We start from the raw sequence: 13,834 nt of genomic DNA on the forward strand, positions 1-13,834 counted from the left end.
ATTTATCATTAATCGTTTTGATTTTTTGTATGTTCTCGAAAGATCGACCTAAATTAATATTTTTTTCGTAGGTGCACAGCTAAAATCCTGTTAAGTTGTTGGAAGCTTATTTTTCTGATGGATCTAGATTGTTTTTAATTCTGTATTTTAGCGTAAAAATTCTTCCATGTCAAAGAAAAAGCCACTTATTTTAGTTACCAATGATGATGGTATTACTGCTCCAGGAATAAGACATCTTATTTCTATTATGAAAAAGATTGGAGACGTAGTTGTAATAGCTCCCGATAGCCCTCAAAGTGGAATGGGACACGCAATTACTCTTAATGATAATTTATATTGTGACCCTGTAAAGTTAGAAGAAACAGAGGATCACAAGGAGTATAGTTGTTCTGGAACTCCTGCAGATTGCGTAAAAATCGCAAAACAAGAAATTTTAAAACGCAAACCAGATTTATGCGTAAGCGGTATTAACCACGGTTCTAACTCTTCTATTAATGTAATTTACTCAGGAACGATGAGCGCCGCAGTAGAAGCGGGTACCGAAGGTATTCCTGCTATAGGGTTTTCTCTATTAGATTACTCTCTTTCTGCTAATTTTGAACCTACCACAAAATTTATTGAAACCATAGTAAATAATGTTTTAGAAAACGGACTTCCAAAAGGAGTGGTTCTCAATGTTAATATCCCTAAACTTTCTGCAAAAGAAATTAAAGGAATTAAAGTGTGTAGGCAAGCAAAAGCGCATTGGGTAGAAGAGTTTGATAAAAGAACCAATCCACAAGGCAGAGATTATTACTGGCTTACAGGTAAGTTTGTAAATGAAGATAAAGGAGAGGATACCGATGAATGGGCTTTAGAAAACGGATATGTTTCTGTAGTTCCGGTTCAATTTGATTTAACAGCACACCATTCTATACAAGAATTAAACAGTTGGCAACTCAATGATTAAGAAAGAGATTTTTATTGGTTTTTTGATAGGCTTATTAGCCACTTGCGCAGGAGTATTTTTATATTCTACGCTATTTTTAAATCCAGATTTGATGGAATCTTTAAAAATAGCGCAATCTAATAATCGTTTAGGAAGTGTTATTGCCCTCGGAGCAATTCTTAATTTTCTTCCTTTTTTTGTTTTTTTAAAGAAAAACAAAATTTACAGAGCTAGAGGAGTTATTATTTTTACCATTCTTACTGGGATTTTAATTGCCCTTATTAACTTTAATGTCATCGGACCAATTTTATAAATTATGAAGTACTACCTTATTGCTGGTGAAGCCTCTGGAGACTTACACGCTGCAAACCTTATGAAATCTTTAAAGGAAAAAGACGCTGCTGCGGATTTTAGATTTTGGGGTGGTGATCTTATGCAAGCCGTAGGCGGTACTTTAGTGAAACATTATCGAGAGCTAGCTTTTATGGGCTTTGCAGAAGTAATTGCCAACCTAAGGACTATCTTCAAGAATATTGCTTTGTGTAAAAAAGATATACTTGCTTATGAACCCGATGTCATTATCTTTATAGATTACCCAGGTTTTAATTTTAGAATTGCCAAGTGGGCAAAACAACAAGACATACCAACGCACTACTATATTTCTCCGCAAATTTGGGCTTGGAAAGAAAACCGAATCAAAGCCATAAAGCGTGATGTGGATGAAATGTATGTCATACTTCCATTTGAAAAAGATTTTTACGAAAAGAAACATCAATATCCTGTTCATTTTGTGGGCCATCCTTTATTGGATGCTATTGATCAACGTGAAGAAATTTCTTTCGAGCAATTTATAGAAGTAAATCAACTTCCCAACAAGCCTATTATCGCTTTATTACCAGGAAGTAGAAAACAAGAAATCTCTAAAATGCTAGAAACTATGCTGAGTATAACTCCGCATTATCCTGATTATCAATTTATCATTGCGGGAGCACCAAGTCAAGATGAAGCATATTACCAACAGTTTTTAAAAAAGAATCAGGTTTTTCTTATCAGCAATAAAACTTACAATTTATTAAGTGTTGCTAGCGCTGCATTAGTCACCTCTGGAACCGCTACTTTAGAAACTGCGCTTTTTAATGTCCCCGAAGTGGTTTGCTACAAAGGAAGCTCTATTTCTTATCAAATTGCTAAACGTATTATTAACTTAGATTACATCTCTTTAGTCAACTTAATAATGGATAAAGAGGTTGTAAAAGAATTAATCCAGGGAGAATTTAATTCTAAAAAGTTAAAAAACGAACTCGATTTGATTTTAGAGAATCCGAAAAGAGAAAATATATTGAAAGAATACAAAGAGCTTAAAAATAAGCTTGGCGGAATTGGCGCCAGTGAAAAAACTGCTTCTTTAATTTATGAAAAATTACAACCATGATAAAAAAAATTCTACTGTTATTGATCATTGCAAGTTTAGCTTCTTGTGGTTCTAGCCGAAAAGTTGCGAACTCAAAAATAAAAAAAAGCAGTTCTTATAAATACGATCCTGTACCCGAAGCCACTCGCATTACCAATTATGCTTTAGGTTTTCAAGGAACACGTTATAAGTACGGCGGAACTACAAAGAAAGGAATGGATTGTTCTGGTTTAATCTATACTTCTTTTCAAGAAGAAGGAATTCAATTGCCTAGAGTTTCTAGAGATATGGCAAAACGAGGTTATAAAATTCACACCAACCAAGTTAATGTTGGTGATTTGCTGTTTTTCCAAACTAATAAAAGCCGAAAGGTTATTAACCATGTAGGTTTGGTTGTGGAGATTGTTCCAGGGAATGTAAGCTTCATACACTCCACTACTTCGAGAGGTGTTATTGTATCCTCTCTCAATGAAAAATATTGGAATTCTGCTTACGTTATGGCTCGACGGGTTTTCTAACATTCATATTTTTTGAGTAACTTTAAGAATGAAGTTGCTTAATCTTCCTTTAGTCCTTATATGTATTTCTCTTATTTTAGGGATTTTACTAGGACTTTATTTTCCTTTACCTCAAGAAAGTTTATTATTTGTAAGCCTTGTTGCTACGGTAATTTTAGGTGTTGCTTATTTCTACACTAAGCGACTATTCACACAGCCATACACTTTTATCAGCATTGCTTTTATTTGCTTTCTAGCACTTGGTATGATGATTTCTAGCGCTCATATTTTTCAAAATCATTCGATTGACTCTAGTTTATTCCATGAGCAAAGCAGCATCCAATTAAGAATCATAAAATCCTTAAAACCCAATGCTTACACTCATAATTATACCGCTGAAGTAATTCCGGGAAACCGAAAGAGCAAACCTTTTGAAATTCTTTTAACCGAATTTCATGGAGATTCACTTACTCCACATTTACATACTGGAGATCGTGTATTTATTAAAAAGAGAATTTCTTTGGTTAACGAGCCTAAAATTCCGCATCAATTTAATTACCGAAATTATTTGAAGCATCAACACGTGTATGGGAAGATCATATTTAAACGTGATGAGATGGTCACAATCCATTCTCAAGAATTTTCATGGCGACAAATTTCTATAGATCTTAAAGAAAAAATACGAGCTAATTTATACGCATCGGGCTTTCAGTTAAACCAAGTTGCATTTATAGAATCCTTGGTCTTAGGTAAAAAAGACTTGCTTTCTAAAAACATATATAATGATTTTTCTAAAGCTGGTGTGCTGCATATTTTAGCAGTATCGGGATTACACGTAGGTTTTATTCTACTTATCCTACAGTTTCTCTTTAAGCCTTTATCTTATCATAAAACAGGTCGTATAGTGAGTAGTATTTGTATTGTGGTCATTTTATGGGGATATGCATTTATAGTAGGATTTACTCCATCTATTACTCGAGCAGTAACCATGTTTAGCTTCATTGCCTTTGCACATACATTTAAACGAGAAAGTAGTAGTCTAAATATGCTTTTTCTTTCCGCTGTAGCGTTATTGATTTATGACCCTTGTTATATCTTTCATATAGGTTTTCAATTAAGTTATGCTGCTGTATTTTCTATTATTACTTTGTATCCTATACTTAACCGCCAATTATATTTTAAATATTGGTTACCTAGAAAAATTTGGGGAATATGTTGCGTAACGCTCACCGCACAATTAGGTGTTTTTCCACTTTCATTATTTTATTTTCACCAAATACCAGGTTTATTTCTCCTTAGTAATTTACTTCTTATTCCGTTTATATTTTTGGTATTAACAGCCTGTATATTGTGTATTTCATGGAGTTTTATTGCACCTATTCCAGAGTTTGCAAGAGTTGTTTTCGAATATATTATTGAAGCTGTATTGAACTTTGTACATTTTATTGCGTCCCAAAACCAATTTATTATAGAAAGAGTTTACTTTTCTCAAAGCATGCTCTACTTTTCATTAATAGCGTTACTCTTGTTGGTTTTTTATGTATATCAAAGAAAATGGCGTTACCTATGGTTGCTAAGCCTTAGCTTGCTTATAATAGAGGGATTATATATTTCTGAAATTTATTCTTTACGGAAACAAGAACGTTTTTACATTTTTCATCAAAACAAGAAGAATATTTTAGGTTTACAAACCAACAAACAACTTGCCTTCATTACCTCCGACTCATTACTACTAAAACCCTTTGAAGGTTTATTGATTCAGGACAATTTGAAACATGTTAATTTTAAAACTACTATAAAGAATTATTACAATGTCTTTCATAAAAGTATATTTATAATCGATAGTACAGCTGTTTATAACATAAAAGAATTGAATTCGGTTGACTATTTAGTCCTAATGAATTCACCGAAAGTAAATTTAGATAGAGTTGTTGATAAACTACAACCTAAATATATTATTGCTGATGGAAGCAATTACTATTCTTACCTAAAACGTTGGGAAGAAACAGCTATAAAAAAGAAAATCCCTTTTCACCATACTGGTAAAAAAGGGACTTTCGTCATTGATAATTGAACATCTTAGCACATTTCTCTCATCAACTTTTAATTTTTAAATGTTCCTTTGAAGTTAGACTGATACTCTTGCCAAGCTTCTGTAGTCGTTATATTTTTATAGTCATCATTTGCGATCATCTTTAAATAAAGCTCTAATTGCTGCGGAGTTTTATATCCTGTAACTGTTGGTAAAGAATTACCTTCTTCATCAAAAAATACCATACTAGGATATGCATTGATTTTTAAAGCGTGTGCAAACAGGTGTTGACTGTTTCTACCCTTGCGACCCTTTTTATAATTAGGATTAGTATAAGTAAAATCTTGATAATCTACCTTTTCTGTTCCCTCCGCATTGAATTTTACAGCATAGAAATGTTTATTTACATAATTAGCAACGTCTTTATTGGCGAATGTTTTCTTATCTAGCAGCTTACAAGGTCCGCACCAATCTGTATAAACATCCATAAAAATTTTCTTCGGATTTTCTTTTTGAGCTTCTAAAGCTTCATTCATACTCATCCACTTAATTTCTTGCGCAGTAGTTACTGCCGAAATTAAAACCGTTGCTATAATTAATATTTTTTTCATTTCTAAAATAAATCAAATACCATTCCAATCCTTAGATTGAGAATGGTATAAATGTTAATTCTATTTAACTCCGTGCATTAATTTTTTGAGAAGCGGGTTTAAGACCGCTACTAACACTCCAGCTGCAATTGGTATAATAGTGAATATTAGGAAGAAAGTAGATAAGCTATAATCTTCCTTAATTTGATCTACCATTCCTCCAAGAGAAGCTGCAATTTTGTTACCGATGGCAATAGCCAAATACCACATTCCAAACATAAGAGCAATCATTCTTGCTGGCACTAATTTACTCACGTAAGAGAGGCCTACAGGAGACAAACAAAGCTCTCCTAAGGTATGAAACAAATAAGCCAAAATAAGCCAAACCATACTTACTTTAACTCCTTCAGCTAAGTCGTAAGATCCAAAGGCAAGTAAACCAAATCCTAATCCTACAAGTACTAATCCTATCCCATATTTTAAAGCTGCAGATGGATTGTATTTACTTTCCCACCATTTAGAGAAAAATGATGCAAAAGCAATAATAAAGAACGAATTTAGAATACTAAACCATGAAACTGTAATTTCTACATCTCCACCAGAAAATTCTCTATAAAGCATCCATAATACCAATGCCCAAATTCCCAAAAAGCAAAGCATTAATACGATATTAGCTCCTAATATTTTTGTATGAGTTTGTTTCCATAATGAAACTAGAACCCAAGTAATAATTCCCAATGGAATAACGGTAAGCAATGCATTAATAATATTAAAAGATAGAGCTGCGGCACCTGTGAGTTCTCTATCTACAGAATCTCGCGCAAACAAAACTAAAGATGAAGCTGCCTGCTCAAAACATAAAAAGAAGATTACGGTAAAAAAAGCAAAAACTACTACGGCAATCATTCGATCTCTCACTACTTTACTATACCTCGATATTCTTCTTATTACTAATACTAAAAATAAGAGTAATCCTACCAAAGCATATCCAATAGATCCCGATATAGGTTCTCCTCCAAAGCTAAGATCTACAAAGAATTTTTGAGGTAATAAATCGACTTTTCCAATCTTTGAAACTGGATCATTAATAAGATATAAAAACCCAATAATTGTACTTGCAACGATCAATACTTTATCGATCATTGTAAATGGATTCGCTTTATAATCTTTCTTTTCTTCTTCTGAAACTTCTATTTCTTTACCTTTTTCTGGCACACCACCTACAGTACCAAAAAGAGGCTTAGATAACCAAAACTGTAAAGTACCTAATAACATGAAAATTCCGGCTAAACCGAATCCCCAGCTCCAACCTAATTTTTCAGCAAGGTAACCACAAAGTAACATCCCAAAGAAAGCTCCTGCATTTACTCCCATATAAAAAATGGTATATGCACCATCTTTTTTCTCTGGAAGGTATTTATACATTTCAGAAATAATAGAAGTAATGTTGGGTTTAAAAAATCCTGTTCCTAAAATAAGAAAACCAAGACCTACATAAAGCATAATTTCAGTTTCTATTGCCATGGCCGCATGTCCCAACGTCATTAAAATTGACCCTACAACTACCGCCCAACGATAACCAATTAATTTATCGGCAATAAGACCTCCAACGATTGGGGTTAGATAAAGAAGACCTGCATAAGTACCAAATAGAGCTCCTGCATTTTCTGCAGACCATCCCCAGCCGGGAAAATCTACGCCTACAATAGCCATGGTTAAAAAGTTAATCAAAAGTACACGCATTCCATAAAAGGAAAAACGTTCCCACATTTCGGTAAAAAAAAGTACAAATAATCCTGCTGGATGACCTAAAACTTTACTCTTAAAAAACTCATCGTGCTGAGTTGATGATAGTGTTGACATATATTAATTCTTTATTTCTGGATCTGCTATTTCAAATGGTTCGTTATCTTTTTCATCGCCGTCTATACTTCTCTCGTTATCCTCTGCGCCGTGGGTAAGTTTCTTTAATTTCTTTAAGAATAAAATTACTAAGAAACCAAAAGCTACAGTGAATATTGTTAGGTACATAAACGTTTTATATTCTTGCTCACTCTGCTCTTCTTCTAACACGAAAGAAACTCCGTAATTCTTACCATCACCTACATTTTCGGCAACCTTAGCTGCATCTGGATCTTTTTCAAAGATGATACTCGCATGATAAGGGTTTTCTGCAGTAGCGTTATTTTCATTCAGAGTTTCTTTGAGTTCTGGAGTGTTGCTATCTTCTCCATTAGAAAGTTGAAACAATCTATTTAAATTCTCATCTGAATCAATTTGACTGAAGACCACCTCTCCATCTTGCAAATAAACATCACTTCGTATACTGAAGTTTTTATCTAAGTTAATTGGGTAATCATAAACATCTACTACTTTATTCTGTTTATTTTTAACCTCAATACTGTCTTTTTCCATAAATGGAATAACCTCTTGCTTTTGCACGATCATAGTTCCTTCAAAAGGTTCTAGTTGCGCAGATTCTCCAATACTTCCAGCAAGTTTATTACCAAAACCTGTTGCTGCGAAATAAACACCCATCATTATAGATGCATATTTAAGAGGTGCCAATTTAGTAATAAATGAAAGTGCTACAGGAGATGTACATAATTCTCCGATAGTATGAAAAAGATAAGCTAAGAAAATCCAAATCATTGCTGCCTTCCCAAATACTTCTGCACTTGCTTCTTGAGAAGCAAACATCATAAACACATAACCAAGTCCCATAATAATGGTCCCTACAGCCATTTTAAATAATGAAGAAGCTTCTTTGCCCTTTTTCTTTACGGTAATCCAAAAACCACCTACTAGAGTTCCAAAAATAATAATATATCCAGCATTTAAAGATTGGAAAACTGCCGCAGGAATTTCCTGTAACCAGCTCAATCCAATAGTTCTATCTACTTTAGCATCTGTATAAAGGTTCATTAACCCTCCAGCTTGTTCAAAAGCTCCCCAGAAAACAACTACGATTAAGAAAGAGATTAAAAGTACAATTACTCTATCTTTCTCTATTTTGTTTAATGGTCGTTTCGCTGCTGCTTTTTCTGCCTCTGAAACATTTTCTCCACCAGTAAACTCACCAACTCCTTTTAAAAACCTTTGTCCCCACATAAAGACGATCTGCCCAAGCACCATTCCTATTCCGGCAAGACCAAAACCGTAATGCCATCCGTAATAATAAGCTACTAATCCTACAGAAATACTTGCTAAAAAGGCTCCAACATTGATACCGATGTAAAATATAGTAAATCCACTATCTCTTCTAATATCTCCTTCTTTATAAAGACCACCTACCATTGTAGAAATATTCGGTTTTAAACCTCCAACTCCTAATATGATTAAAATAAGTCCTGTAAAAAATGCCCAATCCTGCGGAATGGCCAACACCCCATGTCCTAAACACAAAAGGATACCACCAATTAAAACAGTTTTCTTTTGTCCTAAAAATTTATCGGCAATCCAACCTCCAGGAATAGATGCCACATACACTAACATTGTATACCAACCGTATAACCAAATTGCATCTTTATTACTCCAACCTAACCCAGGATCTATAGCTGTAGCCGAAGCTGCAATATATAAGGTAAGTATCCCACGCATACCGTAATAAGAGAAACGCTCCCACATTTCTGTAAAAAACAGTATAAACAGACCTACTGGGTGGCCAAAAAGTTCTTTTCTATTAGCTTGAGCTACTGACGACATATAGTAATTGTTAGTTATTTATAAATTTTCTTTAATGAAGTTGGTCATTTTAGTGTATAAATGAAGTCTTGTATTTCCTCCATATATACCATGATTTTTATCTGGATAAATGGCCCAATCAAACTGTTTATTAGCTTGTATTAATGCTTCTATCATTTGCATAGAGTTTTGAACATGAACATTATCATCTCCACCTCCATGTACTAAAAGATAAGATCCCTTTAATTTTTCTACGTGATTGATTGGTGAATTTTCATCATAACCAGAAGCATTTTCCTGCGGAGTTGTCATGTAACGTTCTGTATAGATACTATCATAAAAACGCCAGCTTGTTACAGGAGCAACTGCAATAGCCATTTTAAAAGTATCATTTCCTTTTAAAATAGCATTAGACGACATGAAACCACCATAACTCCATCCCCAAATTCCGATTCTATTCGTATCTACATAAGTTCTATCTCCTAATTGCTTTGCAGCATCAATCTGATCTTCTAATTCATATTTTCCTAATTCATTTTGAGTTACTTTTTTAAATTCTGCCCCTTTAAAACCAGTTCCTCTACCATCTACACATGCGATGATATATCCTTCATTTGCTAAGAGTTGATACCAGTAATCGTTGGTTCCAAAAAATGAGTTCGAAACTGATTGTGAACCAGGTCCCGAATATTGAAACATAAATAATGGATACTCCTTATTTGGATCAAAATTAGAAGGTTTAATCATCCACATATTCAAATCATTTCCGTTAACGGAAATAGTTGAAAATTCTTTCTTAGAGAAATTATAAGGCTCTAATTGCTTTAATAGCTTTTTATTATCCTTAATATCTCGTACTTTCTTACCGTTTTTTGCTTGGTGCAACGTAAACTCATAAGGAGTAGTTGCACTTGTGTAAGAATTGATGAAGTAAGTGAAGTCTGCGCTAAAATCTGCACTATTTGTTCCTCTTTTTTGAGTTAACTGTGCTTTATTTTTACCGTTGGCTCTTATAGAAAATACGTCTCTATTAATGCTTCCGTTTTCTGTACTTTGAAAGTAAATTCTTCCCGTTTTTGCATCGAAACCATAATAATCGGTTACTTCCCACTGGCCGTCGGTTACCTGATCAATTAACTTTCCGTTTCTATCATAATGATAAATATGGTTCCAACCATTTTTTTCACTTGTCCAAATAAAGCTATTATCATTTAAGAAAGTAAGATTATCGGTTACATCGATATAAGCTTCATCCTTTTCGGTTAAAATAACTTTAGCTTCCTTGCTTGAAGCATTCACAGCAATAAGGTCTAAGTTATTTTGATGTCTATTCATAGCCTGCACGGTAAGAATATTAGCATCATTACTCCACTTTATTCTTGGCAAGTACTCATATTCTTTTTCTAAGTTGACTTTAGCGGTTTGTCCCTTAGACACATCATACATATGTAAGCTTACTTTAGAGTTGTTTTCTCCCGCTTTTGGGTATTTGAAAACTTCTTGTTTAGGGTAAAGCTGCTTACCGTAAGTGCCATACATATCCATAGAAAATTCTGGAACTTGAGTTTCATCAAATCTTAAGAAAGCTATTTTGCTTCCATCCTTATTCCATTGGTAAGCTTGTACAAAAGCAAATTCTTCTTCGTAAACCCAATCGGTAACCCCATTTATAATTTTGTTGTCTACACCATCTGTGGTCACCTGAGTTACTTTAGCAGAAGCAAGGTCTTTTATGTAAATGTTATTTTCAAAAACATAAGCCACTTCTTTACCGCTAGGAGAAAGCGTTGGCTCTTGTATTTTATCTTCAGAGATTTTGATTAATTCCTTAGATTTTAAGTCGTATACATAAAAAATTCCTTTAGAAGATCTTCTAAAAATAGACTCTACATCTACTCCTAAAATGGCTTTTTCTTCATTTTCACTTAATGAATAACTTTGAAAAAAATCTAACTCGTCAATATCTGCAGAAGAAATTAGTGTTCTTGTTTTTTTTCCTGTCTCATAGCTAAACACATCTACATTCATCGCTTTAGCGCTACGGTCATAACTTTGAACCACATATTCTTCACCATTATTTAAAGAACGTAATGCTTGTAAATATTCTTGACGGAATGTTCCGCCCCAAATCTCTTCTAATGTAACTTGTTTATTTTGAGCACTTAATATGCTCGTGGTAGTTAGAAATACTACCAATGCGAATTTTAAAATTTTCATAAGTTGAGGAAATCGAATTTTTGAATCCCAAGTTTACTAAAAAATCCTTAAAAATGGAGGGCATTTAGTGTTAAATACCTACTTACTAACAATAAGGGAGCTGTCGCATTTGTCTTATTCTTCTTTTAAAACTAACATCCTAAAATTATCATAATCGTATATTTGTGTTTTATACAAAACAACTCATGAAGCAAATTTTAGGATTCTCTAAATTAAGTAAAGACGAAAAAGTAGAATGGCTAACCCAAAATTACTTTAAGGATAGTGAAAATGCTACTTATTTATTGAAACAATATTGGAACGACGATAAAAAATTACAGAAGCTCCATGATGAGTTTACCGAAAACACCATTTCTAATTATTACCTCCCTTTTGGAGTAGCTCCAAATTTTAATATCAACGGAGAAATTTATGCTCTTCCTATGGCAATAGAAGAAAGCTCTGTTATTGCTGCTGCTAGTAATGCTGCAAAATTTTGGGGTGATAAGGGTGGATTTAAAGCGAACGTTATTGACACCAGAAAGGTGGGGCAAGTTCATTTTTTATCTTCTCAAAACTTCCCGGCGTTAGAGCAATTTTTTAATGAGTCAAAAAGCTTAATTTTTAATCGCCTCCAACCTCTCACCAAAAATATGGAAAAAAGAGGAGGTGGAGTTTTAAGCTTAGAACTTCGAGATAAGACTTCCGCATTAGCGAATTACTATCAAATTCATGCTGAGTTTGAAACTTTAGACGCTATGGGAGCCAATTTTATTAATTCCTGTTTAGAGGAAATTGCTGCAACATTAAAAGAAGAAGCTGCTAAATATTTTAACGCTAGCGAAGACCAACAGCCCTTAGAGATTATCATGAGCATACTTTCTAATTATGTTCCTAATTGTATCGCCACAGCCGAGGTTTCTTGTCCTGTTGAAGATTTACTTCCAAATAAGGAAGATGCTCAACATTTTGCTCATAAATTTATTGAAGCTGTTAATATCGCTAAAGCGGAACCTTACAGAGCTGTTACTCATAATAAAGGAATTATGAATGGTATTGATGCGGTTGTTCTTGCCACAGGGAACGATTTTAGAGCCGTTGAAGCTGGCATACATGCCTATGCATCAAGAAACGGACAGTACAGCAGCTTAACTTCTGCTAAAGTAGAAAACGGAAAGTTTACTTTTTCTATAGAAATTCCTTTAGCTTTGGGTACAGTAGGAGGACTTACCAATTTACATCCTTTGGTTAAATTGGCATTAGAAATGTTAGGAAACCCTTCTGCTAAAGAACTTATGAAGATTGTTGCGGTAGCTGGTTTAGCTCAAAATTTTGCAGCCATAAAATCATTGGTAACGACGGGTATTCAAGAAGGACATATGAAAATGCACCTTATGAATATTCTTAACCAATTTAATGCTAGCCCTTCCGAAAAGCAAGAAGTTAAGGCTCATTTTAAAAACAACACCGTTTCTCATAGTGCCGTAGTAGAAGTCTTAGAAAAATTAAGAAATGCATAAAACTTATTATGCTCACGGAAAGCTACTAATTACAGGAGAGTACCTTGTTCTCGATGATGCAAAGGCTTTGGCATTGCCTACCAAATTGGGACAAAAATTAAGCGTAAAAAACACCGACAAATCTGGTATTAAATGGAGTAGTTTTTTAGCAGATGGTAGCTTATGGTTTTCTCAAGAATTTAATTTTGATAATCAACAGATCTATTATAGAATAAAGAAAGAAAACCTCAAAAATGAAGATGTCATTAAAAACTTGAACTTCATTTTACAAGAAGTTTTTAAGCTTTCTTCAAAATTAGATTTTAAGAACGGATACGAAATTAATTCTTTTTTGGAATTTCCAAGAGATTGGGGATTAGGCTCCTCTTCTACATTAATTCATAACCTATCTCAATGGGCACAAATTAACCCTTACCAGCTGCTTAAAAAGACTTTTGGAGGCAGCGGTTATGATATCGCTTGCGCGGATAGAAACACTCCCATAATTTACCAGAGAAATGAAGAAAATCCGTTTGTAAAATCAGTCTCGTTTCAACCAAACTTTAACGATCAAATTTTCTTTGTTTATTTAAATCAGAAAAAGAATAGCAGAGAAGCCATTCAGCATTATAGATCATTAGATCAGGTTGCTAAAAAAGAGGCTACAATAGAAATTAATAAGATTACAGATAGTATTCTTGACCCAACTATAGGTCTATCTAAATTTGAACAACTCATTAATAAGCACGAAGAAATTTTATCTAAAGTATTAAAAACACCTACTATTAAAGAACAGTTATTTAAAAACTATAAAGGAAGCATTAAAAGCCTTGGAGGATGGGGTGGTGATTTTATTTTGGTTACAGGAAGTTTCAAGATGATGTCTTATTTTAAAGACTTAGGCTACACTACCATTATTCCATTTAGTGAAATGGTTTTTAATAATAATATGTAACCCAAAAACTAGTTAAGTATACACTATAATTAATCAAAGTGT

At 33.6% G+C, this 13,834-nt stretch carries 11 protein-coding genes; 7 read left to right on the forward strand and 4 right to left on the reverse strand.

Annotation, left to right across the window (positions count from 1 at the left end; all coding sequences use genetic code 11):
- The first annotated feature begins 166 nt into the window (after window positions 1–166).
- From surE to LX95_RS00970, 5 genes are read left to right on the forward strand one after another with little or no spacing between them, the layout of a single operon-like run.
- Complete coding sequence (gene surE / locus LX95_RS00950; protein ID WP_111539548.1) at window positions 167–949, forward strand: 5'/3'-nucleotidase SurE; 783 nt, start codon at window positions 167–169, stop codon at window positions 947–949.
- Entirely contained in the window at window positions 942–1,241 is a 300-nt protein-coding gene (locus tag LX95_RS00955; RefSeq protein WP_111539549.1) for a hypothetical protein, read from the forward strand. The genes surE and LX95_RS00955 overlap by 8 nt, the downstream gene beginning before the upstream one ends.
- 3 nt (window positions 1,242–1,244) lie before the next feature.
- A complete protein-coding gene (lpxB, locus tag LX95_RS00960) occupies window positions 1,245–2,360 on the forward strand; it encodes a lipid-A-disaccharide synthase (RefSeq protein ID WP_111539550.1) in 1,116 nt (371 codons plus the stop codon).
- Window positions 2,357–2,857 carry a C40 family peptidase gene (locus tag LX95_RS00965; protein ID WP_111539551.1) on the forward strand — a complete coding sequence of 167 codons (501 nt, stop codon included), beginning with the start codon at window positions 2,357–2,359 and terminating at the stop codon, window positions 2,855–2,857. The genes lpxB and LX95_RS00965 overlap by 4 nt, the downstream gene beginning before the upstream one ends.
- 28 nt (window positions 2,858–2,885) lie before the next feature.
- Window positions 2,886–4,910 (forward strand): ComEC/Rec2 family competence protein, encoded by a 2,025-nt coding sequence (locus tag LX95_RS00970; RefSeq protein WP_111539552.1) that lies wholly within the window; start codon window positions 2,886–2,888, stop codon window positions 4,908–4,910.
- 29 nt (window positions 4,911–4,939) lie between these two features.
- Here LX95_RS00970 and LX95_RS00975 read toward each other — a convergent pair whose 3' ends face one another.
- From LX95_RS00975 to LX95_RS00990, 4 genes are read right to left on the reverse strand one after another with little or no spacing between them, the layout of a single operon-like run.
- Complete coding sequence (locus LX95_RS00975; RefSeq protein ID WP_111539553.1) at window positions 4,940–5,479, reverse strand: thioredoxin family protein; 540 nt, start codon at window positions 5,477–5,479, stop codon at window positions 4,940–4,942.
- A gap of 60 nt (window positions 5,480–5,539) precedes the next feature.
- Window positions 5,540–7,321, reverse strand: a complete 1,782-nt coding sequence (locus LX95_RS00980) for a peptide MFS transporter (protein ID WP_111539554.1) — start codon at window positions 7,319–7,321, stop codon at window positions 5,540–5,542.
- A 3-nt stretch (window positions 7,322–7,324) separates the two neighbouring features.
- Window positions 7,325–9,163, reverse strand: coding sequence for a peptide MFS transporter (locus LX95_RS00985; protein ID WP_111539555.1), 1,839 nt, complete (start codon window positions 9,161–9,163; stop codon window positions 7,325–7,327).
- Between the two features lie 18 nt (window positions 9,164–9,181).
- Entirely contained in the window at window positions 9,182–11,359 is a 2,178-nt protein-coding gene (locus LX95_RS00990) for a S9 family peptidase (protein WP_111539556.1), read from the reverse strand.
- A gap of 185 nt (window positions 11,360–11,544) precedes the next feature.
- Here LX95_RS00990 and LX95_RS00995 point away from each other — a divergent pair, with 185 nt between their 5' ends.
- A complete protein-coding gene (locus LX95_RS00995) occupies window positions 11,545–12,858 on the forward strand; it encodes a hydroxymethylglutaryl-CoA reductase, degradative (RefSeq protein ID WP_111539557.1) in 1,314 nt (437 codons plus the stop codon).
- Window positions 12,851–13,792 (forward strand): GYDIA family GHMP kinase, encoded by a 942-nt coding sequence (locus LX95_RS01000; protein ID WP_111539558.1) that lies wholly within the window; start codon window positions 12,851–12,853, stop codon window positions 13,790–13,792. The genes LX95_RS00995 and LX95_RS01000 overlap by 8 nt, the downstream gene beginning before the upstream one ends.
- Window positions 13,793–13,834: the final 42 nt, after the last annotated feature.

It is taken from the genome of Mesonia algae (assembly GCF_003253545.1).
Taxonomy (GTDB): domain Bacteria; phylum Bacteroidota; class Bacteroidia; order Flavobacteriales; family Flavobacteriaceae; genus Mesonia; species Mesonia algae.

Excerpts from the sequence above, each read along its gene's own strand:
- LX95_RS00975 (WP_111539553.1), bottom strand. The coding sequence starts at position 5,479 with ATGAAAAAAATATTAATTATAGCAACGGTTTTAATTTCGGCAGTAACT.
- LX95_RS00990 (WP_111539556.1), bottom strand. The coding sequence starts at position 11,359 with ATGAAAATTTTAAAATTCGCATTGGTAGTATTTCTAACTACCACGAGC.
- LX95_RS00965 (WP_111539551.1), top strand. The coding sequence starts at position 2,357 with ATGATAAAAAAAATTCTACTGTTATTGATCATTGCAAGTTTAGCTTCT.
- surE (WP_111539548.1), top strand. The coding sequence starts at position 167 with ATGTCAAAGAAAAAGCCACTTATTTTAGTTACCAATGATGATGGTATT.
- lpxB (WP_111539550.1), top strand. The coding sequence starts at position 1,245 with ATGAAGTACTACCTTATTGCTGGTGAAGCCTCTGGAGACTTACACGCT.
- LX95_RS00955 (WP_111539549.1), top strand. The coding sequence starts at position 942 with ATGATTAAGAAAGAGATTTTTATTGGTTTTTTGATAGGCTTATTAGCC.
- LX95_RS00995 (WP_111539557.1), top strand. The coding sequence starts at position 11,545 with ATGAAGCAAATTTTAGGATTCTCTAAATTAAGTAAAGACGAAAAAGTA.
- LX95_RS01000 (WP_111539558.1), top strand. The coding sequence starts at position 12,851 with ATGCATAAAACTTATTATGCTCACGGAAAGCTACTAATTACAGGAGAG.
- LX95_RS00970 (WP_111539552.1), top strand. The coding sequence starts at position 2,886 with ATGAAGTTGCTTAATCTTCCTTTAGTCCTTATATGTATTTCTCTTATT.
- LX95_RS00985 (WP_111539555.1), bottom strand. The coding sequence starts at position 9,163 with ATGTCGTCAGTAGCTCAAGCTAATAGAAAAGAACTTTTTGGCCACCCA.
- LX95_RS00980 (WP_111539554.1), bottom strand. The coding sequence starts at position 7,321 with ATGTCAACACTATCATCAACTCAGCACGATGAGTTTTTTAAGAGTAAA.